This window comes from Oceaniglobus sp. K40-3, assembly GCF_055808395.1.
Map to the genome: position 1 here is coordinate 2,734,414 of NZ_CM147868.1, position 20,661 is coordinate 2,755,074.

A 20,661-nucleotide genomic window follows, 5' to 3' on the forward strand; every position below is an offset into this window, starting at 1 on the left:
GCTGCGCTTATGACTGATCCTCTTGTGATTTTCACACCCTCGGGCAAACGCGGCCGTTTTGCGGCTGGCACGCCGATTCTGACAGCCGCGCGCAAACTGGGCGTTGATCTTGATTCCGTCTGTGGCGGGCGCGGAATTTGCTCCAAATGCCAATGCACGCCCGGTTATGGGCAGTTTCCCAAACACGGTGTCACCGTGGCCCCCGATGCCCTGTCCGAGTGGAACAGCGTCGAGGAACGTTACGATTCCATCCGTGGCCTGCCCAAGGGGCGGCGGCTGGGCTGTCAGGCGACGGTACAAGGCGATGTGGTGATCGACGTGCCCCCCGAAAGCCAGGTTCACAAACAGGTGATCCGCAAAGAGGCCACGGCCCGCGACATCCGCATGGACCCGGCCACGCGGCTGTTTTTCGTCGAGGTGGCCGAGCCGGACATGCACGAACCCTCGGGCGATCTGCAACGCCTGTCCACCGCCCTTGAAACCCAATGGCAGACCGGCCCTGTCACCGCATCCCTGCCCATGTTGCGCAAGCTGCAACCGACCCTGCGCAAGGGCAACTGGCAGGTGACGGTGGCCCTGTTTCAGGGCCACAACGACCCGACGCCGCGGATCATCGATATCTGGCCAGGGCTGTACGAAGATGGGCTTTACGGGCTGGCCATCGATCTTGGTTCGACCACCATCGCGGCGCATCTGTGCGATCTGCGCAGCGGCGCGGTTCTGGGATCGGGCGGCGTGATGAACCCGCAGATCCGCTATGGCGAAGACCTGATGAGCCGGGTCAGCTATGTGATGATGAACCCGGGCGGCGATGTGGAAATGACAGGCGCCGTGCGCGGTGCGATCGATGCGCTGGCCGTCGAGGTCGCGCGCAGCGCCGATATTGATCCGGCCCTGATCGTGGAAAGCGTCATCGTCTGCAACCCGGTCATGCATCACCTGTTGCTGGGCATCGACCCGGTGGAACTGGGCATGGCGCCCTTTGCCCTTGCCACGGCAGATTCCCTGTCCATCACGGGGGCCGAACTTGACCTGACATCGCTGCACCCGGCGTCGCGGCTTTATATCCTGCCCTGTATCGCGGGCCATGTGGGCGCCGACAGTGCCGCCGTCGCCCTGTCCGAGGAACCGGGCAAGCAAGAGGCGCTGACCCTGATCGTCGATGTGGGCACCAACGCCGAGCTTTTGCTGGGCAATCGCGACCGGGTTCTGGCCTGTTCCTCGCCCACCGGCCCCGCCTTTGAGGGCGCCCAGATCAGCGCCGGTCAGCGCGCCGCCCCCGGCGCGATCGAACGGGTGATGATCGACCCGGTGACGAAAGAACCACGGGTGCGCGTCATCGGCTGTGATCTGTGGTCCGACGATCCGGGGTTTGCCGAAGCGACAAAATCCAGCGGCATCACCGGCATCTGCGGGTCCGGCATCATCGAGGCGGTGGCCGAAATGCGCATGGCCGGGCTGGTCGATCCCGGCGGGTTGATCGGATCGGCGGCGCAAACCGGCACCGAACGGTTGATCCCCGAGGGGCGCACCCATTCCTATGTCCTGCATGATGCAACAGCGCAGGGCGGGCCGAAAATCACGGTCACCCAGGGCGACATCCGCGCGATCCAACTGGCCAAATCCGCGCTTTATGCCGGGGCGCGCCTGTTGATGGATGAATTCGGCGTGGACAAGGTGGAACGGGTGGTTCTGGCCGGGGCGTTCGGGGCGCATATCAGCCCGAAACACGCCATGGTTCTGGGCATGATTCCCGACGCGCCCCTTGACCATGTGCACAGCGCCGGCAATGCGGCAGGCACCGGCGCGCGGATTGCCCTGCTGAACCGCGCCGCCCGGGCCGAGATCGAGGAAACGGTGCATCAGATCACCAAGGTCGAAACCGCCATCGCTCCAAGATTTCAGGAACATTTCGTCAACGCCAACGCGATTCCCCATGCCACCGATCCGTTCCCTGAACTGAACGCCGTGGTTGCCCTGCCGCATGTATCGTTCAACACCAACGGCGATGGCAGCGACGGCGGGCGCAGGCGCAGACGGCGCGGCTAACCCTGCGTCAGCGCCTTGGCCAGACGTGGCAGCCGGGCGCGTTTCAACAGCGGTTTCAGGGGCAGGATGTCCCCCGAAAGGTGCTGTGCAGTGCCATGCACATCATCCACTGTGGCGCGGATTTCGTCAGAATGCGTGGCATACAGGGCCAAAAGGAACTGATCCGGGTCTTGCCGGGTCAGCCCCTCTTCCGCCAGGGTATGGCGCGGAAAATCGCGCGCGTTGAACGTGATGATCTGATCCGCCGATCCGGCGATGGCTGCCGCCAGAACGTGAATATCGTCCGGGTCGGGCAGCCACAACCGCCGCAGATCCCCGTCATGGGGCAGGATTGCGGATTGTGGCCAACGGGCGCCAAGCAGGGCGATTTCGCCCCGCGCCAATGTTTCCGCCCCCTCGCCCAGCTTGCGCGTGGCCCGTGCCCATTCCTCAAGGATGCGCGGCGACCAGAGCGGTTGGTAAAGCCCGCGCGCCGCCGCCCCCAACAGGATTTCCCGCAGGACTGTGGGAAACAGCACACAGGCATCCAGCAGGATTTTCACCCGTCAAGCCGGTAAAACAGCGCCTTGAGGTATCCGCTTTCGGCCAGTTGCGGCAATTGCGGATGGTCCGGCCCCGCACTGCCCGTATGGATAAGCTGCGCCGAACGCCCGGCCCGCCCGATGCCCGAATTGCAGGCCCCGCGAAACCGGCCCAGATCGGCGGCATGGGAACAGGAACACAGGCCCAGATAACCGCCCGGTGCCACCAACGGCGTGGCTAGCCGCGCCACCCGTTCATAGGCGCGCAGGCCGGCCTCAAGCGCCTTTTTGTTCGGGGCAAAGGCGGGCGGATCGCAGATGATCACGTCGAATTGCGCGCCTTCCTCGGTCAGTGCCGTCATCACCTCGAACGCATCGCCGCGCCGTGTGGCGAATCGCGCTGCCGTACCGCCAGCCGCCGCGCCCTGCTCGGCCAGCTCCAGCGCGGGCGCTGATCCATCGACCGCCAGCGCAGTTTCGGCCCCCGCCGCCAGCGCCGCCAAGGCAAAGCCGCCGACATGGGAAAACACATCCAGCACCCGCGCCCCATGGGACAAACGCGCGGCAAAGGCGTGATTGGGGCGCTGATCGAAAAACAGGCCGGTTTTCTGCCCGCCCAAAAGGTCGGCCATATAGGTGGCACCGTTCATCGGCACCGCGATCGGGCCATCAATGGCACCGCGCAACAGCGCCGTTTCCTCGTCCAGCCCTTCCAATGCGCGGGCGCGGCCCGTGGCGTTTTTCACCACTGCCGTCACGCCCGTGACCTGCATCAGGGCATCGCTTAGCTGCTCAAGATGGGCCTCGGCCCATGCGGCGTTGGGTTGAATGACCGCCGCATCGCCGAATCGGTCGATCACGATACCGGGCAGGCCATCGGCCTCGGCGTGGATCAGGCGATAAAACGGCGCGTCGAACATCCGTTCGCGCAGGGCCAGGGCGCGGGTCAGGCGCGCGGCAAACCATGCGGTGTCGATCACCGCATTTGCGTCACGATCCAGCATCCGGCAGATGATTTTCGAAGTGGGATTGACGGCAACCAGCCCGAGCGGGCGGCGTTCGCCATCCTGAAGCTCGGCTATGGTGCCGGGGGGCAGTTTGCCGGTGCGCCGGTCAACGACCAACTCATTTGCAAACACCCAGGGACTGCCCCGGCGCAGGGGCCGGGGGTCGGTCTTGGGCAACAGGCGCACAACGGGATAGGCGGCGGGGGTGTCAATTTGTTCCATCCCCCTGCCCTATCCCGGATTTGGCGCGCCGGAAAGAGCCCTTAGCTGTGCTGGGTCTTGGGGCGTGCATGGGTCAGCGCCGCAAAGCGGGCGGCAATCCAGCGGCCCATGGCCTGACCCCAGGCGCGGGTGCTTTCGGCGCGCAATTGGCGGGCTTCGCGTTCGATTTTGGAGGTGCTGTAAAACATGGGGTCCATCCTTTTGTGCAAGTGCAGCATTTTCTATCCCCTAGCTAGGCGCCATGACCGCCCTCGGCCATGCCCAAATGCGCAGATCCGCCATGCGTGCGGCGCAACGGCCCACCCGCCTGCGGCGATTTCTCCCTTTTGTTAGCGCTAACCATACTGTAGACGGGCGGTAAATCCGAACCCAGCCGGGATTGCCCCAATCCCCCGCCAAATGTGAAAGGTCAGCCGACATGTCACTGAACGCCACCATCGCCAAGGTCACCGACCGGATCATCACCCGCAGCCACAGCGCGCGCGGTACATACCTTGACCGGATGGCGCGCGCCGCCGATGAGGGGCCACGCCGCGCCCATCTGACCTGTGGCAATCAGGCCCATGCCTATGCCGCCATGGGCGATGACAAGGATGCACTGGCCGCAGGTCGCGCGCCCAACCTCGGGATCATCACTGCCTATAACGACATGCTCAGCGCCCATCAGCCGTTTGAACCCTACCCTGACCGCATCCGCGCCGCAGCCCGCGCTGTTGGCGCCACGGCGCAGGTGGCGGGCGGGGTGCCGGCGATGTGCGACGGCATTACCCAGGGCCAGCCGGGAATGGAATTGTCGCTGTTTTCGCGCGACGTGATCGCGCTGGCCGCTGGCGTTGCGCTCAGCCACAACACCTATGATGCTGCCGTTTACCTGGGTGTGTGTGACAAGATCGTGCCGGGCCTGGTGATTGCTGCCGCGACGTTTGGCTATATCCCCGGCATCTTTCTGCCTGCCGGGCCGATGGTCAGCGGGCTGCCCAATGATGAAAAGGCCAAGGTGCGCCAACAATTTGCCGCGGGCGAAGTGGGGCGTGATGAGTTGATGGCAGCGGAAATGGCCAGCTATCACGGGCCGGGCACCTGCACGTTTTATGGCACGGCAAACAGCAACCAGATGTTGATGGAATTCATGGGCCTACACTTGCCCGGTGCGTCCTTTGTGAACCCCAACACCCCCCTGCGCGATGCCCTGACCGATGCGGGCGCACGCCGCGCACTGGAAATCACCGCACTGGGCAATGATTACCGCCCGGTCAGCGACATTCTCGATGAAAAGGCCATCGTCAACGGCATCGTCGGGCTGATGGCCACGGGGGGATCGACCAACTTGATCATCCACCTGCCCGCCATGGCACGCGCCGCCGGGGTCATCCTTGATCTGGCGGATTTTGCCGAAATTTCCGAGGTCGTGCCGCTGATGGCCAAGGTGTATCCCAACGGCTTGGCCGATGTGAACCATTTCCATGCCGCCGGGGGGCTTGGGTTCATGATCGGTGATCTGTTGGATCAGGGATTGCTGCATCCCGACACCAAGACCGTGGCGGGCGACGGTCTGTCGCTTTATGCCAAGGAACCCAAGCTGAAAGATGGCGGCGTGGTGTGGGAAGATGGCGCAGGTCATTCCCTGAACGCCAAGATCCTGCGCTCGGCCGCTGATCCGTTCCAGAAATCCGGCGGGTTGAAGGATTTGCAGGGCAATCTGGGGCGCGGGGTGATGAAAGTGTCTGCCGTGGCCCCCGAACGCCACATCATCGAGGCGCCCTGCCGCATCTTCCACGATCAGCGCGACGTGAAACCGGCGTTTCAGCGCGGCGAATTCACCGAGGATACCATCGTGGTTCTGCGGTTTCAGGGGCCGCGCGCCAATGGGATGCCGGAGCTGCACTCGCTCACCCCTACCTTGGCAGTGTTGCAGGACCGGGGGCTGAAGGTGGCGCTGGTCACTGACGGGCGCATGTCGGGGGCCAGCGGCAAGGTGCCCTCGGCGATCCATGTATCGCCCGAGGCGGCGCTGGGTGGCCCGCTGGCGCGGTTGCGCGACGGCGATGTGGTGCGGGTGGATGCCGTGGCCGGCACGCTGGAGGTGGTCGGCGTCGATCTGGACACGCGCGATCCCGTCACCGCCGATCTGACCGGCAATGGCCACGGAGTCGGGCGCGAATTGTTCGAGGTGTTCCGCCAGAACGTGGGCCTGGCCAGTGACGGGGCCGGCGTGGTCGTCTGACCCACCGGCACCCGTTCAGAATTCGCGTGTCAGCCCAAGGGACACTTCGGTGTTGCGATAGGAATAGAACGGCAGGTTGCTGTCGTTCTTTTCAAACTCCACCTCAAGAACCGGCGCAAACCCCTGCACCACAAGCCCGCGATGGTGCAACCGCGCGCCAAGGGTGGTCAGATCATCCGACCGCCCCACGCCAAACAGCGGCGACACCCCGCCATAGCGCATATGCCCCCGGCTGAGATCAAGGCCCAGCACCAGCCCGCCGTCAAACCCGTAACTGGCCCCGATCGATACTTCGGCCCTGTCACTTTGAAGATAGTCCAGCCCGGCATCGATATGTTCCAGCTCCAGCGAACTGCGCAGGGCCATGCGCGGGGACACGGCAAAACTGTAGCGCGCGAACAACCGGCTGCGTTTGCCATCCGAGGCGGGGCGGTCATCGTAATCGCGATACCCGTGTTCCAGACGCAGGCCAACCTGCCCCGCCCGCCCCACACTGCCTGAAAAGCTGAGGTAAACACCGTTGGTGGCATATGCGCCTGTGCCATTATCAAACCGCTGGATATGGCTGACACCAAGGCCAAACACCCGGCCTCGGTCGCCCAGCCATTCAAGCCCCGCTTCGCCCGCGATGGTCAGGGCATTGGCCGCGCCCCGGTCATACAGTTCGGCTTCGCCGGACAGACGGAAACTGGCGCGCAGATCGCGCCCCAGCGTCGGGCGCACCACGATACCGCCACCAAAGGTCAGGGCCGTGCCCGATTGCGCCCGTGCGTCGGGGTTCAGGGTGACTGGCAGACCACCGATAATGGTCACGGTGGTGGCCGAGGTGCGTTTGCCCGGGTTGTTGGACGGGCGCAGCCCGAATGTCAGATATGTGCTGGTGACGCTGCGTCGGGAAATCGCGTCGATATAGCCGTCAACCGCCTTGCGTTCCTGCGCCGAAAGCGACGCGGCGCTGGCGCGGTCAAAGTGAAACTGTGCGCGGGTGTCCTGTTTCAGCAAGAACAGCACCCGGGCCAGTTCCAGACGAAACTGCGCATCATTCGGAACGGCCTGCACCAGACGCTCCAGCAACGGCAGGGCGGCGCGGGGTTCGTTGCGCTGAATATGGGCGTTGGCCCGCGCCCACGTCAGCCGCAGAACTGTTTGGGGGTTGGTTCAATCCGGGTCAGAATCGCCAAAGCCTCGGTCGGGTGGCGATTGGCGACAAGAGTTTCAGCCTTTTCCAGCGGGCCGGCATGTGCCATCTGCGCAGCCCCCGCCATGACCAGCGCCAAGGTCCATCGCCGGATCAGAACCGACAAGACGCCCATTGCGGTGAAACGGCGGGGCAAAACCTGCCCCGCCACAAGGATCGCCTTACTGACGTTCAACATAGAAGGTGCCAGAGCCTGCGCGTTCGGCAATCGAGCTGCCGGTGATCTGCTGGATAAGGGCCGGCCCCTGAATGGCCTGGCCTTGTGGGCCAACAAAATTGCCGCCGAGGGTCAGCAACACGAGACTGCTGTCATTCCCGACACCGGTGCTGTTCTGGCCGTCTTCGTCAATGTCACCATACATGGCGATTGACGCCGCCCCGGGGCGGATCGTGGTGGGTGCCCCCGGAATTGGCCCGCCCGGTGGCGTTGGCACCGCCAGTTCATCGTTGGTGAACGACGACGGGAAACGGGTTCCCGTTGACAGCGTGCCGGGAAAGCTCACCGCTTCGCCATCGACCACACCACGAAAGTTGCTGGCGGTGCCGCTGATGGCCTTGTCGTTGGCCGCGGCAAAATCGACATCGACGTCCAGATCGCCGATCACATGACCGGTCGCGCCTTTGGTGATGTCCAGCTTGGTCGCGCCCTTGAAATTGGCGGTTCCGGTGGTTTGCATATCTGACGTGGGGATCATTCCCTGAACGCGTTGCAGGTTGGCGTCATATTGCGTCACGTCTATCGGGCCGCCGCCTCCTCCGCCGCCTCCACCACTGCCCAGACATGCACTCAGCGAGGTTGCGGCCAACAAACCGCCGCCAATCCTGAGCGCTGTCGAAATCCTGTTTCTCATCATATTGTACTCCTTAAAAATTACCCCGAATGATCGAGGCATCAGACGTAAATCAACACCCCGCAGAATGCAGGTCCAATGCAGAAATGGTTTTGCAAAGCGCGCAGCAGCAAAGCTTCGGGTCGTTGACCGGCAGAGGCGATGTCAAAAAAGGCACAGCCGCCCGACCGTAAGCCATTACAAGCAGAGATTTTTTGCAAATCAAGTAAAATCGGGACCATCGCAGATGACAAAGGCTGTCACCCGGAACATCCCTCACAGTGGACAGGGCAGGCTGATTGCGCTAACCCGACGCAACCCATCCTACAGGACCATGCACATGACCATGCCCCCCGAAGTCGCCTCGGCCAGAGCTGCCGAAATCTGCCGTCTTGCCCCCGTCGTTCCGGTTCTGGTGATCGACGATGCCGCCACGGCCCGTGGATTGGCCGGCGCATTGGTGCGCGGCGGTCTGCCCGCCCTTGAGGTGACATTGCGCACCCCCGCCGCGCTGGATGCGATCCGCGAAATGGCGCAGGTTGAAGGCGGCGTTGTGGGTGCGGGCACCTTGCTGACCCCTGCCGATGTTCATGCGGCAATGGATGCGGGCGCGACCTTTGGCGTTTCCCCCGGCGCCACTGACCGGCTGCTGGATGCCTGCGCCGAAGCGGGCCTGCCCCTGCTGGCCGGTGCCGCCACCGCATCCGAGGCGATGGCCCTGCTTGAGCGGGGCTATACCACGCAGAAATTCTTTCCCGCCGAGGCGAATGGCGGCGTTGCCGCACTCAAGGCCATCGGCGCGCCGATCCCGCAGGTGAAATTCTGCCCGACCGGCGGCGTCAGCCTGAAAAACGCCCGCGATTATCTGGCCCTGCCCAATACGATCTGTGTCGGAGGAAGCTGGGTCGCCCCGAAAGACCGCGTCGCCGCCCAGGACTGGGACGCGATCGAGGCCCTCGCCCGCGAGGCAGCCGCCCTTCGTTAATAGCCCAGCCGCGCCGCCCGGCCGCCCCGGCGCCCCGGCGTGGGGGCCGTTGCCAGACCATCGCGCAGAACCGCGTTCATCGGGTGGCCGGTATTGGCGGCCTCGTATTGCGCCAGCAGCGCGTCGATCGCCGCGCTTGCATCTGTGCCGTCGGGCAGGGACAACGCCCAGTCCAGAAAAATCGAGCGGCATTCCTCGGTGCGGATGCCGTCGATGCGGTAACTTTCGCGGATCAGGCCCTTTGGGTCGTTGGGGTTTTTGTCCATGGGGTGGCTTTCTGCTGACGGGTTTGTTCCGGCTCAGGATTCTCTGGCAGGCGTGCCAACCATATCCGCGACGCACCGGGCGGCACCATCTGCCATTTGCGACACATGGGCAACCAGACTGTCCATATCGTCGCAGCCGCTGTTTCGCAACAACAAGGCCACGCCGCCGGTGCCCAGCTTGTCCATTGGCAAGGCCCCCGACGACAACAGCCGCGCCGCCGCGTGCAGCGCCCACAGATCGCGCGCCGCGCCCACAAGGGTGGCACAGGTGGTGGCGTCGATCACCCCCGCCTTTTGGCCCGCGCCAAGCTGTGTCGCCACATCGGCGCTGGGGTCGCCGGTCAGCAGGGCGCAGGCCGATGCGACCAGTTCGATATCCTGCAACCGCCCTGCCCCCACCCGCGCATCCAGCGGCCCACTGGGCGTTCGCGCTGCGGCCAGCCGGGCGCGCATATCGGCAATGTCACGGAACATGCCCGCGCGGTCACGGGGGCGGGAAATGATCTCGCGGCGGAATGCCTCCACGTCGGCGCACAGCCCCGCGTCGCCGACCATGGGGCGGGCCCGGGTCAGGGCCAGATGCTCCCACGTCCATGCCTCGTTCTGTTGATATTCGCGAAACGCGCTCAGAGCGGTGGCAACCGGCCCCTGCCGCCCCGAAGGGCGCAGGCGCATATCGACCTCGTAAAGCCGCCCTTCGGCCATGGGCGCCGACAGGGCCGTGACCAGAGCCTGTGTCAGGCGGGCGAAATAGGGCCGCGTGGCCAGCGGGCGGCGCCCGTCTGAGCCTTCCTGCCCCATGGCATCGTAAATCACGATCAGATCAAGGTCAGACCCGGCATTCAACCGCTGTGATCCAAGCGACCCCATGCCCAGCACCATCGCGCCGCGCCCGGGTGGCGCCCCGTGTTTTTCACCAAACTGCGCCACCACCAAAGGCCACACACCCGCCAGAACCGCCCCCGCCACATCGGCGTATTGCACCCCCGCCTCGGCGCCGTCGATCAGACCGCGCAACAGATGCACCCCGACGCGGAATTTCCATTCCTTCGCCCAGGCGCGCAGGGTATCAAGCTGCGCCTCGTAATCCTCTGCCTCGTTCAGACGCGCCGCCAGATCCTCGGCCAGCGCCGCCTGCCCGGGCCATGGGGCAAAAAAGGCGCCCCCCAGAACCGCATCCAGAACCCCGGCATTGCGCGCCAGATAGCTGGCCAGATCGGGGGCAGTATCGGCAATATCCACCACCAGATCAATCAGTTGCGGATTGGCATCAAACAATGCGAACAACTGCACACCGGCCGGCAACCCCTTGAGAAACCCATCCAGATGCAGCAACGCACGGGCCGGATCGCCGCTTTCACCCAGACGGCGCAACAGATCGGGGCGCAGGCGGTCAAAAATTCCCTGTGCGCGGGGCGAACGCAGGGCCGGATAGGTGCGCCAGCGTTTCACGATCGCGGCCTGATCGGCATCAAGGCTGGGGGCCGAGGCGGGCGCACTGGGGCTAAAGAACCGTTCCGACAGGTCAGACACCCGGGTCAGGCGTTCATCCAGTTCACGGCGCAGATCGGCGGTATCACGATCCATGAAGGCGGCCAGACGGTCAAACCCTTCGTCATTGCCGGGCAATTCGTGGGTCTGGGCATCGGCGATCATCTGCAGGCGATGTTCGACCTCGCGGTGAAACCGGTAATCGGTGCCGAGCATTTCGGCAGTCCCGCCATCAACCCAACCCGCCGCCACCAACCGCGCCAGCCCATCCAGCGTGCCGCGCACCCGCAGCGACGGATCGCGCCCGCCGGCAATGATCTGACGGGTCTGGGTAAAGAATTCGATCTCGCGGATACCGCCGCGCCCCAGCTTCATGTTGTGGCCCTCAAGGGCAATCGGCCCGCCCAGCCCCTTGTGATCGCGGATGCGCAGGCGCATGTCGTGGGCATCTTGAATCGCCGCAAAATCAAGATGACGCCGCCACACAAAGGGGCGCAGCCGGTCGAGGTATTTATCACCCGCCGCAATATCCCCCGCACAGGGGCGCGCCTTGACATGGGCGGCCCGTTCCCATGTGCGACCCAGGCTTTCGTAATATCGCTCGGCGGCTTCCATGCTCAGGGCGACAGGTGTGACCGAGGGATCGGGGCGCAGGCGCAGATCGGTGCGAAACACATATCCATCGCCCGTCACATCCGACAACACCGCCGCCATCGCCCGTGTGGCGCGCACAAAGCCAGGGCGCGCCTCCATGAACATGTCGGGATCAAAACGCCCGTCGTCGATCAGGCAAATCAGATCAATATCAGAGGAATAATTCAGTTCGCCCGCGCCCATCTTGCCCATGGCCAGCGCACAAAGGCCCCCGGCAACCGCCAGATCATCCTCGGACACCCCGGGCAATTTGCCCCGGGCATGTTGCTGGGCCACACAGGCGCGCAGGGCGCGGTCGGTGGCCAGATCGGCAAACCGGGTCAGCGCGCCGGTCACCTGTTCCAGCGGCCAGACGCCCCCCAGATCGGCAAGGGCAATCAACAGCGCCGCCCGCCGTTTGCTTTGGCGCAGGCCCTTGGCCAGATCGCCGTTTGTCAGGTCACGGGTTTCGCGCATCAGCACCCCAAAGGCCGTGTCCGGCGACAGGGAAAGCGCCGTGCGCAACCAATCCGCCTCGCGCTCCATCAACCCCTTGAGGTAGGGGCTGCACCCGGCAGTGCCCAGCAGCAGCGCGCGCACCTCGGGGGGCTGATCGGCAAACAGGTTGCCCACCTCATTGGCGCGGTCGCGGTCAAAGGGGCGGGGGCTGCGGGTGATGGCGTTGGCAAATGTCATGAACCGACGGTCGGCCATGGCGCGGGCGGGGTCAAGGGTTGCACTGACGCGCCAATGGTATCACCCTGCAGAAATCACATCACGCGAGGTTGGCATGAGCAAGAGTTTGAAACGGGTCCGCGCCGCATTGGACGCCGCCGGGGTCACGGCCGAGATCCGCGAAATGGCGGACTCGACCCGCACCGCCGCCGAGGCAGCCGATGCCGCCGGATGCGAAATTGACCAGATCGTGAAATCCATCATCTTTCGCAATGAAACCACGGGGACCGCCGTGCTGTTTCTGACGGCAGGGGGCAATAAGGTGGACCCGGAAAAGGCCGCGGCCCTTGTGGGCGCCCCCCTGGGCAAGGCCGACGCGGCGCTGATCCGGGGGCAAACCGGCTTTGCCATCGGCGGTGTCGCCCCCATTGGCCACCTGACCCCGATCCGGGCCTTTTTCGACCCGCGCCTGCGCGACTTTGCCCAAATCTGGGCCGCAGCAGGCACGCCGCGCCATATTTTCAGCATTGCCCCTGACATTTTGCTGCGAATTTCAGGCGCGCAACAGTCTGATTTCACGACGAATGCCAGGCACCAGACTTCGGTAACGGGGTCGTCCCGGTCAAGCGGTTTTTCGCATGGGGAAAGCTCCGCCACTCTGCGGTCTTGTCCTTTGAACAATTGATCCGCTCTCCTGTTCGGTAGCCTTCTCGTGAGATCGACCCGGGTGCATGCTTCGGTCCGTGGTCAGCGCGTTGGCCGCCAACATGATTCTGGTCCAAGACAATTCCGATGTGCCCATCTCATTGGCGTGCTCGATTTTGGTCGACAACAGCCCGGAGCACGGCATCACCGGAACCGCGTCCCGTGGGGACCTCGAAGGCCCGCGATCAGGCGGGCGGCAGTTTGGAACCTGTATCTTCAGCCGGCATGAAGCACCGGAGTAGCGAAGCGAAAGTCGGTGTCATCCTTCCACATGCGGTGCAGAATCACGGCGATGCGCCGGGCCGGCGCAACCATCGCGCGCTTGGCACCACGACGGCGCGCAGGTTTCGCCGCCCAGGTTCTCAGGCATGTCGCTCGCCCGCGATGCATCATGACGGTTGCCGCCTGACACAGGACACGACGCAGGTTGACGGCGCCCGCCCTGGTGATCCCGCCCGAGATGTCGCGTTCGCCCGACTGGTTGCGGGAGGGCGTCAGGCCGGGTCATCGACCGCAGATCGATAGGTCAGCGAAACGACAGCGCCAATCCCGGGCATCGACATCAATCGGCGACAGACCGGGTCCTCCTGGGCGGGTTTCTCCAGCGACACATCCAGCCCTACAAACAGCTTCATCCCGTAGTCCTCCATTTGGATCCAATACGGGAATGGCGCCAGCTTGCCCGCAACTTTGCAACGGCAACGGGCGGGTCGCGACGCAGGCCCCGTTACGGCATCTCATTGATTTATAATCATAATAATATTGTTGCTACGAGGGCGATTGCTGAGAGGAATATTCTTGGGCAACGGTCGTAGCGTGTCGCTACACGTCGCCAGTCCTTCAGTCTTCCGAACATGATCTCGATCCGGTTGCGACGTTTGTTTCGCCGATTGTCGTATTTCACGGCCGCCTTGCGTTGCTTCCGGCCGGGGATGCAGGCGCCTAACCCTTTGTCTTCCCACCTTTCTCTGAACCGATCGGCGTCATAGCCGCGGTCCCCAAGCAGCCAGTCGACCCTGGGCAGGCTGCTGAGCATGGCCCGCGCTCCGATGTAATCGCTCACCTGACCGACAGTGATGAACAAGCTGAGAAGTCGGCCTTGGCTGTCGCACACCGCATGCAGCTTGGTGTTCATGCCGCCCTTTGTCCGCCCTATCAGGCGCCCAAGTCCCCCTTTTTCACCCGCAGGCTGGAGGCCGTGCGATGCGCTTTGAGGTAAGTTGCGTCGATCGAGATCGTCGTGTTGTCAGGTGCTTCGGCAGCCGGCCCTGTCATGATCCGTGCGAACACCCCCATGTCACTCCCCCGTTTCCAGCGGTTGTAGAGCGTCTTGTGCGGACCATACCCCCTGGGGGCATCACACCATCGCAACCCATTGCGGTTGATGAAAATAATGCCACTCAGAACGCGCCCCTTCCCGGGCATGCAAACATGCCCTGCCAGGCAACGGGATCACCAACGCGCGGCACACCATGGCTTCTCGGAAATTACGGCCGCAGCCGCGCCATTTGATCTTCGCCCAGCCAGTAAAGAGTGCTCATGAAACCCCCTCAGTTCGGGGCGCTTGAATCATGCAGGCATGGCAGCCTCAAGAAGATTAATGGGTCTGGAGCCTAATGGAGACAGGATCCAACGCAAACGGCGAGTGGGCGCGGTTTGCCAACGGGATACAGATATGTTGGCATGCACTGCGGCTCTCCACCGTGAGCGCCAATACCCTGCAAGATTCCTGGACCTTCCCCGCCGAGTTTTCTGCCCGACCATCCATGCAAGTCGTGCCGATGGATCCCGCGATGGCGCTGCGTCTGGGTCGGGCAATTGGACGTCAGCCATCCCGGCGACCATTTCGACACGTTCCACAGCCAACACCAGCACCACGATCTACTTCAGCAAGAATGCCGGTGACTGGGGCGGCAGTGACTCTGTGGATATCCACATCACGGCCACTGGCCGCTGGTTCTGAAGGAGAACGCCATGCATATCACATTATCCCCCATGCGCAGCGATACTCGTCTGACGCTCAGCCGCACTGGCGACACCCTGACCGTCAACGGCGAGGTGTTCGATTTCTCGGCCCTGCCCGATGGCGCAACCCTGCCAGCCGAGGCCATCGACAGCGATTGGTTTTGCGGCCCGGTCAGCCGGATGAGCGGTGCTTTGCACATCACCCTGACCCTGCCCCATGGCGCCGACGCGCCCGAAGCAACCCGGTTCGCCGCGCCAATCACCCTCACCAGCGACGGCCCGGTCACCCTGCCGCCCTATGAAGCCGAGGCCACAGCATGAGCAACATCGACTTTACCCAAATGATCACCGCCGAGGACAAGGCGGAGCAAGAGCAGGCCATGCGCGCGGCAGGTGTCAACGCCGAACGCGACCGCCGCCTCGGCCATCTACGCCGCCGCCTGGGCGCTGAAGGACAGCGGCGATATTCCGGTGGACTATGCGGATGATGGGTATTGGCCGTGAGGCGGCACCCGAGTCACGACGCCCGAAACTGGAAAGGTAAAATACACCCTCTTTAACGCCCCGTTACAAAAAACGGCTTCCTGCAATACTTGCTGTAAAACACTGCAGATCCTGCTGTCACGCTACACCCGCGCCTGAGCGAATTTGCACAAATCTGGGCCGCAGCAGGCACGCCGCGCCATGTTTTCAGCATTGCCCCTGACGTTTTGCTGCGGATTACCGGTGCGCAACAGTCTGATTTCACTAGCAAACAGCAAACAATGTAAATTTGTTTCACATCGACCCTTGAAGACGGCTGTGCAAATTCCAATCTTGGTGATGTGAAAGACATTCACATTAACCCCGGATACGGAGACCAACATGAGCACCCTTGCCGACACCCCCCAAACCCGCACGTCGTGGTTTGCGCGCACCGAAGGCTGGCTGGACGAAAAAGGCAAAGGTGCCTGGATCGCCGCCATGGTTCTTGGGTTCGTGTTTTTCTGGCCCGTTGGCCTTGCCATTCTTGCCTATATGATCTGGAGCAAACGTATGTTCAACAAATCCTGCCGCAAAGCCGCCCGGTTCACGGGCCGTGCCACTGCCTGGCAAAGTTCGGGCAACACCGCCTTTGATGCCTATAAGGCCGACACCCTGCGCCGCCTCGAAGACGAACAGGCCGCATTTCAGGAGTTTCTGAACCGGCTGCGCGATGCCAAGGACAAATCCGAGTTCGACCAGTTCATGGACGACCGGGCCGGCAAGACCGCGAAACGCGACGCCGAACCGATCGAAGTCTGACATCCCCCTTGGCCTGCCCTTTGGGCGGGCCATATGACCCAAGAGAATGAACAACCAAAGGATCACCCCGTCATGAGCTTTGCCGACAACCGACCGGATTGGGGCCTGCCCGACCCCGACAGCCAGGGGGCGTTCTACGCCGATGTGCCGTCAAAGCGGTTCTTTGCCTGGCTGATCGATATTCTGCTGATCGGGCTTTTGACCGTGCTGGCGGTGCCGTTGACCCTGTTTATCGGCCTGTTTTTCCTGCCGCTGCTTTTTGCCACACTCAGTTTCATGTACCGGGTGATCAGCCTTGCCAACCGCTCGGCCACGCCGGGAATGCGGATCATGGCTGTCGAATTCCGCACCGCACAGGGCGCGCGGTTCGATCTGGGAACGGCGTTCATGCACACGCTGGGCTATTTCGTATCGCTGGCCGTGTTTCCGCTGCAACTGATCTCGATCGTGCTGATGCTGACATCATCGCGGGCGCAAGGTCTGACCGATCTTCTGCTGGGCACGGCGGCGATCAACCGCGCCGCAGGCGAGCCCGCGCCTTTGAAGGGGCTTGGCAGAGGCGTGAACCATTGTTAGCGTAGCGAGTCGAAACGACCAGCGGAACCACATGCGCCACACCCTTCCCATTGCGCCACAGTTTTATGTGACGGCCCCCCAGCCCTGCCCCTATCTTGAGGGGCGGATGGAGCGGAAATTGTTCACCGCCCTTCAGGGTGAACACGCCGAAACCCTGAACGATGCCCTGTCCCAACAGGGGTTTCGCCGGTCGCAAAACGTGCTGTACCGGCCATCCTGTGCCGAATGTTCGGCCTGTCTGTCGGCGCGGGTGCGGGTTGCCGATTTCATCCCCAGCCGCACCCAGCGCCGGGTGCTGCGCCGCAATTCCGCGCTCAGCCGTTCGGCCAATTCGCCCTGGGCCACCGAAGACCAATACGCATTGTTCCGCCGCTATCTTGACAGCCGCCACGCCACGGGCGGGATGGCGGACATGGATATCTTTGAATTTGCGGCGATGATCGAGGAAACCCCGATCCGCAGCCGGGTGATTGAATATGCCCGCCCCGGGGACACCCCGCGCGACCGCGATCTGGCCGCCGTCTGTCTGACGGATGTTCTGTCTGACGGATTGTCCATGGTATATTCGTTCTATGACCCCGACGACCCCGCCGAAAGCCTTGGCACCCATGTGATTCTGGATCACATCGAAATCGCCCGCAATGCCGGGTTGCCCTATGTTTATCTGGGGTATTGGGTGCCGGGCAGCCCCAAGATGGGGTATAAGGCCAAGTTTTCGGGGCTTGAGGTTTATGTCGGTGGCCAATGGCAACCCATGCGCGACCCCGAGGAGTATTCGGTTGCGCTACACCCCCTGTCCACCGATCCGATTGCCGAACAGGTGGCGCGGATCAACCTGCCCGATACGCGCCCGACCGGATAAACGCCGGCCCGGTGCCATTCTGTTTCCGCGTGCGTGCTGCAGGCCGCGGTATTTTGAGTATTTTTATCAGTAAAAAGAGCAGGCTGTTTTGCTTTTGCGGCTGCGGTTCGTTCAGGATCAGGCGGGTAATTGTGAAAGGTGACACACCCTTTTGCCTGATATGGGCGGCCAAATCCAGGGGCAGTTTTCGCATATTCCCCCGGCAGACACATCGCCGCAATAAAAATACAAAAAAATGGGCTTGGCGGACATATTTTCTCAATCCATGCGGTTGACGCCCCTGCACAGCGGTTCTAATGTTCCGTTACTGGAACAGGAGCCGGACGAATGCCCGTTGCACGGATTATTGTACTTGTAAGAGACGCGCGCATGGGCCGGTAACGGACACCCACAAGGTACCCCATGCGCCCCCGTTTACACCGGGGGTTTTTTTATGGCCAATGGTCGGACACGGCAGGCAGCAAAGGCACAGCGGAGAAAGATGATGAAAAAGGCGATGACCGGAGCGGCCATGGTGGTTCAGGCGCTCAAGGATCAGGGAGTGGAAGTGGTGTTCGGGTATCCGGGCGGTGCTGTTCTTCCCATCTATGATGAAATCTTTCAGCAGAATGAAATCCGGCACATTCTTGTGCGGCACGAACAGGCCGCGGTTCACGCCGCCGAAGGATATGCCCGTTCAACCGGCAAACCGGGTGTCTGCCTTGTCACCTCTGGCCCCGGTGCCACAAATGCCGTGACCGGGTTGACCGATGCCTTGATGGATTCGATCCCGATTGTCGTTCTGACCGGTCAGGTGGCCACTTTTGCCATTGGCACCGATGCCTTTCAGGAGGCTGACACCGTGGGCATCACCCGCCCCTGCACCAAGCACAACTGGTTGGTCAAGGATACCGATCTTCTGGCCTCGACGATTCATCAGGCGTTTCATGTTGCCCTGACCGGGCGGCCCGGCCCGGTTTTGATCGACATTCCCAAGGATGTGCAGTTCGCGGAAGGCAAATACACGCCCAAGGACAAGGTGAACACCAGCCATTATCAGCCCCGCGTAAAGGGCAACCCCGACACCATCGCCGATCTAGCCGAGGCGATGGCCAAGGCCGAACGGCCGATCCTTTACACCGGGGGGCGTTATCAATTCGGGGCCGCGCGCGACGGCATTGTTGCGCGAACTGGCCGAGCTGACCGGGTTTCCCGTGACCAGCACCCTGATGGGTCTGGGGGCCTATCCCGCCTCGGGCAAGCAATGGTTGGGCATGTTGGGGATGCACGGGCTGTACGAGGCGAATCTGGCGATGCATGGCTGCGACCTGATGATCAACATCGGCGCGCGCTTTGATGACCGGATCACCGGGCGCGTCCAGAGTTTCAGCCCCAATTCGATCAAGGCCCATATCGACATCGACCCGAGTTCGATCAACAAGGTGATCCGCGTGGATATGCCGATTGTCGGGGATGTGGCCCATGTTCTGGAACAGCTTATCGCGGTCTGGAAGGAACGCGGGCTGTCCCCCAACACCAAGGGCATGGGGAAATGGTGGGACAAGATCAACGAATGGCGCAGCGCGGATTGCCTGAGCTTCACCCAGGACGGACCCGTCATCAAACCCCAATATGCCCTGAAACGGCTGGAGGAACTGACCAAGGGATATGACCGCTATATCACCACCGAGGTGGGCCAGCATCAGATGTGGGCGGCGCAATATCTGAACTTTGAGGACCCCAACCGCTGGATGACATCCGGGGGCCTTGGCACCATGGGCTATGGGTTTCCGGCCTCGGTGGGGGTGCAGATGGCCCATCCTGATGCCTTGGTCATCAATGTCGCGGGCGAGGCCTCGTGGCAGATGAACATGCAGGAATTGGGCACCGCGATGCAGTTCCGCCTGCCGGTCAAGCAATTCATCATGAACAACGAACGTCTGGGCATGGTGCGCCAGTGGCAGGAATTGCTGCACGGCGAGCCGGTATTCGCAATCCTGGTCAGAATCGCTCCCGGATTTTGTGAAACTGGCCGAGGCGTTTGGCGCCAAAGGCATCCAATGCTCTGACCCTGCCGATCTGGACGAGGCGATCATGGAGATGATCAACCACGACGGGCCGGTGGTGTTTGATTGTCTGGTGGAAAAGCACGAGAACTGTTTCCCGATGATCCCCTCGGGCGAGGCGCACAACAAGATGCTGTTCGGTCAGGCCTCGACCAAGGGGGCGATCGGCAAAAAAGGCGCCATGATGGTGTGATCAGGAGGCCGGGCGCGCGCCGCTGCCCGGCACCACACAAGAGCGCGCGCGCCCGGTTTCGGGCCGCGCGACAATCAGCATCGGCACATCGGGGTGGTGCGCGGCCATGGCGGCGCGCAGCCCGTCGCACAGATACAGGTTGCACAGATGCGACCGGTCATCCCGCGAAAGAGTACAACCCGTCGCGCCATGAAAGACACACGAACCGGGCACCGAGCGCGCAGGCAAGGCATCAAGGTACAGCGCCACCATGCCCGCCGCATCCAGCGTCGGGCGTCTGAGGCGGATCGCCGCGATCATCCCCGGGGTCAGAAACGCCTGACTGTCCGCGCCGACAGCACAACATTGTCCCCGGCACGCACCGCAGGCCCCGGCGATCACGGGCGTTGCGCCGGTATCGTCCGCTTGCGCCTCGGGGGCGGGATCATCGCGAAACGCCGTGGCGACGACCCGGCGCAGATGGGTTTCAAATCTGGCGCGCCTGTCGGGGGGCAATGGTATCAACGGCGCCGCCGCAATGGCGGGCACCTGCCCCAGTGCCACCTGCCCCGGCGCGCAGCCGGCCCCTTTGGCGACCTGCGCCAATCGCCGCCGCCACGCCCGGCGCAGGCGGGTCAGCGCCTGCGCCTGTTCGGTGCTGCGGCGGGCTGCGCGCGCCTGTTCGATCCGCGCCACCAATGCCGCGCGGCACGCCACCGCGCCGCATATTCCGCCAGCGACACGTTGCCCCGGGACGACAGGCCGCCCGCATTCCGCGCAGCGCAGCCCGCTGTGTGTCTGTCCCTGCCGTGGTGTCAAAGCCCCGCCTTTCCGCAAACCGCCCGTCCAAACCGCGCGATCCCTCTGGCCTAGCAGGTTTTAGGCCCTCTCGCAAAATCCTGACTCACCCAAAACTGCCTGAAATCAGAGATTTCAACGCGTTGGGTGATG

Annotated in this window: 17 protein-coding genes and 5 pseudogenes; 11 read left to right on the forward strand and 11 right to left on the reverse strand. The window is 63.1% G+C overall.

All coding sequences use genetic code 11. The annotated features are described in order from the left end of the window. Window positions 1-9 precede the first annotated feature (9 nt). Window positions 10-2,049 (forward strand): ASKHA domain-containing protein, encoded by a 2,040-nt coding sequence (locus AC0L7P_RS14205; RefSeq protein ID WP_473433335.1) that lies wholly within the window; start codon window positions 10-12, stop codon window positions 2,047-2,049. On the opposite strand, the gene AC0L7P_RS14210 is transcribed toward AC0L7P_RS14205, so the two are convergent. From AC0L7P_RS14210 to AC0L7P_RS14220, 3 genes are read right to left on the reverse strand one after another with little or no spacing between them, the layout of a single operon-like run. Then, window positions 2,046-2,591, reverse strand: coding sequence for an RSP_2648 family PIN domain-containing protein (locus tag AC0L7P_RS14210; RefSeq protein ID WP_473433336.1), 546 nt, complete (start codon window positions 2,589-2,591; stop codon window positions 2,046-2,048). The genes AC0L7P_RS14205 and AC0L7P_RS14210 overlap by 4 nt on opposite strands. Next, on the reverse strand, window positions 2,588-3,799 hold the full coding sequence (locus tag AC0L7P_RS14215; RefSeq protein WP_473433337.1) for an RSP_2647 family RNA methyltransferase: 1,212 nt from the start codon (window positions 3,797-3,799) through the stop codon (window positions 2,588-2,590). The genes AC0L7P_RS14210 and AC0L7P_RS14215 overlap by 4 nt, the downstream gene beginning before the upstream one ends. A 41-nt stretch (window positions 3,800-3,840) precedes the next feature. Continuing rightward, window positions 3,841-3,987 (reverse strand): RSP_7527 family protein, encoded by a 147-nt coding sequence (locus tag AC0L7P_RS14220; RefSeq protein WP_473433338.1) that lies wholly within the window; start codon window positions 3,985-3,987, stop codon window positions 3,841-3,843. Window positions 3,988-4,217: 230 nt separating this feature from the next. Between AC0L7P_RS14220 and edd the strand changes: the two genes are divergently transcribed. Next, a complete protein-coding gene (edd, locus tag AC0L7P_RS14225) occupies window positions 4,218-6,023 on the forward strand; it encodes a phosphogluconate dehydratase (RefSeq protein WP_473433339.1) in 1,806 nt (601 codons plus the stop codon). Window positions 6,024-6,038: 15 nt separating this feature from the next. Here edd and AC0L7P_RS14230 read toward each other — a convergent pair whose 3' ends face one another. From AC0L7P_RS14230 to AC0L7P_RS14240, 3 genes are read right to left on the reverse strand one after another with little or no spacing between them, the layout of a single operon-like run. Next, the gene (locus tag AC0L7P_RS14230; RefSeq protein WP_473435465.1) at window positions 6,039-7,163 is read right to left on the reverse strand and encodes a surface lipoprotein assembly modifier; all 1,125 of its coding nucleotides are present in this window, start codon (window positions 7,161-7,163) and stop codon (window positions 6,039-6,041) included. After that, window positions 7,154-7,399 (reverse strand): hypothetical protein, encoded by a 246-nt coding sequence (locus AC0L7P_RS14235; protein ID WP_473433340.1) that lies wholly within the window; start codon window positions 7,397-7,399, stop codon window positions 7,154-7,156. The genes AC0L7P_RS14230 and AC0L7P_RS14235 overlap by 10 nt, the downstream gene beginning before the upstream one ends. Then, window positions 7,383-8,075 carry a hypothetical protein gene (locus AC0L7P_RS14240; protein ID WP_473433341.1) on the reverse strand — a complete coding sequence of 231 codons (693 nt, stop codon included), beginning with the start codon at window positions 8,073-8,075 and terminating at the stop codon, window positions 7,383-7,385. Before AC0L7P_RS14240 ends, AC0L7P_RS14235 begins: the two co-directional genes overlap by 17 nt. Window positions 8,076-8,397: 322 nt before the next feature. Here AC0L7P_RS14240 and eda point away from each other — a divergent pair, with 322 nt between their 5' ends. Then, window positions 8,398-9,036 carry a bifunctional 4-hydroxy-2-oxoglutarate aldolase/2-dehydro-3-deoxy-phosphogluconate aldolase gene (gene eda / locus AC0L7P_RS14245; RefSeq protein WP_473435466.1) on the forward strand — a complete coding sequence of 213 codons (639 nt, stop codon included), beginning with the start codon at window positions 8,398-8,400 and terminating at the stop codon, window positions 9,034-9,036. Here the strand turns inward: eda and AC0L7P_RS14250 are convergent. Together AC0L7P_RS14250 and AC0L7P_RS14255 are read right to left on the reverse strand one after the other, a co-directional pair. After that, window positions 9,033-9,302, reverse strand: a complete 270-nt coding sequence (locus AC0L7P_RS14250; protein WP_473433342.1) for a hypothetical protein — start codon at window positions 9,300-9,302, stop codon at window positions 9,033-9,035. The two genes, eda and AC0L7P_RS14250, sit on opposite strands and share 4 nt — an antisense overlap. Before the next feature lie 33 nt (window positions 9,303-9,335). After that, entirely contained in the window at window positions 9,336-12,122 is a 2,787-nt protein-coding gene (locus tag AC0L7P_RS14255; RefSeq protein WP_473433343.1) for a [protein-PII] uridylyltransferase family protein, read from the reverse strand. A gap of 94 nt (window positions 12,123-12,216) precedes the next feature. Here AC0L7P_RS14255 and AC0L7P_RS14260 point away from each other — a divergent pair. Further along, window positions 12,217-12,681 (forward strand): annotated as a pseudogene (locus tag AC0L7P_RS14260) (YbaK/EbsC family protein); the annotation flags it as partial. Between the two features lie 341 nt (window positions 12,682-13,022). Here AC0L7P_RS14260 and AC0L7P_RS14265 read toward each other — a convergent pair. Then, window positions 13,023-13,402, reverse strand: a pseudogene (locus tag AC0L7P_RS14265) (transposase); the annotation flags it as partial. 155 nt (window positions 13,403-13,557) lie between these two features. Then, window positions 13,558-14,347 (reverse strand): annotated as a pseudogene (locus AC0L7P_RS14270) (IS5 family transposase). A 433-nt stretch (window positions 14,348-14,780) separates the two neighbouring features. Here AC0L7P_RS14270 and AC0L7P_RS14275 point away from each other — a divergent pair. The 7 genes and pseudogenes from AC0L7P_RS14275 to AC0L7P_RS14305 all read left to right on the forward strand — a co-directional run bounded on the left by AC0L7P_RS14275 (window position 14,781) and on the right by AC0L7P_RS14305 (window position 19,731). Next, window positions 14,781-15,092 carry a hypothetical protein gene (locus AC0L7P_RS14275; protein ID WP_473433344.1) on the forward strand — a complete coding sequence of 104 codons (312 nt, stop codon included), beginning with the start codon at window positions 14,781-14,783 and terminating at the stop codon, window positions 15,090-15,092. Next, on the forward strand, window positions 15,089-15,259 hold the full coding sequence (locus AC0L7P_RS14280; protein WP_473433345.1) for a hypothetical protein: 171 nt from the start codon (window positions 15,089-15,091) through the stop codon (window positions 15,257-15,259). Before AC0L7P_RS14275 ends, AC0L7P_RS14280 begins: the two co-directional genes overlap by 4 nt. Window positions 15,260-15,397: 138 nt before the next feature. Next, window positions 15,398-15,541, forward strand: a pseudogene (locus AC0L7P_RS14285) (YbaK/EbsC family protein); the annotation flags it as partial. Window positions 15,542-15,635: 94 nt separating this feature from the next. Then, the gene (locus tag AC0L7P_RS14290; protein WP_473433346.1) at window positions 15,636-16,055 is read left to right on the forward strand and encodes a DUF2852 domain-containing protein; all 420 of its coding nucleotides are present in this window, start codon (window positions 15,636-15,638) and stop codon (window positions 16,053-16,055) included. Between the two features lie 72 nt (window positions 16,056-16,127). Beyond that, window positions 16,128-16,631 (forward strand): RDD family protein, encoded by a 504-nt coding sequence (locus AC0L7P_RS14295; RefSeq protein ID WP_473433347.1) that lies wholly within the window; start codon window positions 16,128-16,130, stop codon window positions 16,629-16,631. Between the two features lie 31 nt (window positions 16,632-16,662). Beyond that, on the forward strand, window positions 16,663-17,493 hold the full coding sequence (locus AC0L7P_RS14300) for an arginyltransferase (RefSeq protein WP_473433348.1): 831 nt from the start codon (window positions 16,663-16,665) through the stop codon (window positions 17,491-17,493). A gap of 484 nt (window positions 17,494-17,977) precedes the next feature. Continuing rightward, window positions 17,978-19,731 (forward strand): annotated as a pseudogene (locus AC0L7P_RS14305) (acetolactate synthase 3 large subunit). Here the strand turns inward: AC0L7P_RS14305 and AC0L7P_RS14310 are convergent. Then, window positions 19,732-20,529 carry a hypothetical protein gene (locus tag AC0L7P_RS14310; protein ID WP_473433349.1) on the reverse strand — a complete coding sequence of 266 codons (798 nt, stop codon included), beginning with the start codon at window positions 20,527-20,529 and terminating at the stop codon, window positions 19,732-19,734. Window positions 20,530-20,661: the final 132 nt, after the last annotated feature.

Excerpts from the sequence above, each read along its gene's own strand:
- AC0L7P_RS14205 (WP_473433335.1), top strand. The coding sequence starts at position 10 with ATGACTGATCCTCTTGTGATTTTCACACCCTCGGGCAAACGCGGCCGT.
- AC0L7P_RS14215 (WP_473433337.1), bottom strand. The coding sequence starts at position 3,799 with ATGGAACAAATTGACACCCCCGCCGCCTATCCCGTTGTGCGCCTGTTG.
- AC0L7P_RS14220 (WP_473433338.1), bottom strand. The coding sequence starts at position 3,987 with ATGTTTTACAGCACCTCCAAAATCGAACGCGAAGCCCGCCAATTGCGC.
- edd (WP_473433339.1), top strand. The coding sequence starts at position 4,218 with ATGTCACTGAACGCCACCATCGCCAAGGTCACCGACCGGATCATCACC.
- AC0L7P_RS14235 (WP_473433340.1), bottom strand. The coding sequence starts at position 7,399 with ATGTTGAACGTCAGTAAGGCGATCCTTGTGGCGGGGCAGGTTTTGCCC.
- AC0L7P_RS14240 (WP_473433341.1), bottom strand. The coding sequence starts at position 8,075 with ATGATGAGAAACAGGATTTCGACAGCGCTCAGGATTGGCGGCGGTTTG.
- eda (WP_473435466.1), top strand. The coding sequence starts at position 8,398 with ATGCCCCCCGAAGTCGCCTCGGCCAGAGCTGCCGAAATCTGCCGTCTT.
- AC0L7P_RS14250 (WP_473433342.1), bottom strand. The coding sequence starts at position 9,302 with ATGGACAAAAACCCCAACGACCCAAAGGGCCTGATCCGCGAAAGTTAC.
- AC0L7P_RS14255 (WP_473433343.1), bottom strand. The coding sequence starts at position 12,122 with ATGACATTTGCCAACGCCATCACCCGCAGCCCCCGCCCCTTTGACCGC.
- AC0L7P_RS14275 (WP_473433344.1), top strand. The coding sequence starts at position 14,781 with ATGCATATCACATTATCCCCCATGCGCAGCGATACTCGTCTGACGCTC.
- AC0L7P_RS14280 (WP_473433345.1), top strand. The coding sequence starts at position 15,089 with ATGAGCAACATCGACTTTACCCAAATGATCACCGCCGAGGACAAGGCG.
- AC0L7P_RS14290 (WP_473433346.1), top strand. The coding sequence starts at position 15,636 with ATGAGCACCCTTGCCGACACCCCCCAAACCCGCACGTCGTGGTTTGCG.
- AC0L7P_RS14295 (WP_473433347.1), top strand. The coding sequence starts at position 16,128 with ATGAGCTTTGCCGACAACCGACCGGATTGGGGCCTGCCCGACCCCGAC.
- AC0L7P_RS14300 (WP_473433348.1), top strand. The coding sequence starts at position 16,663 with ATGCGCCACACCCTTCCCATTGCGCCACAGTTTTATGTGACGGCCCCC.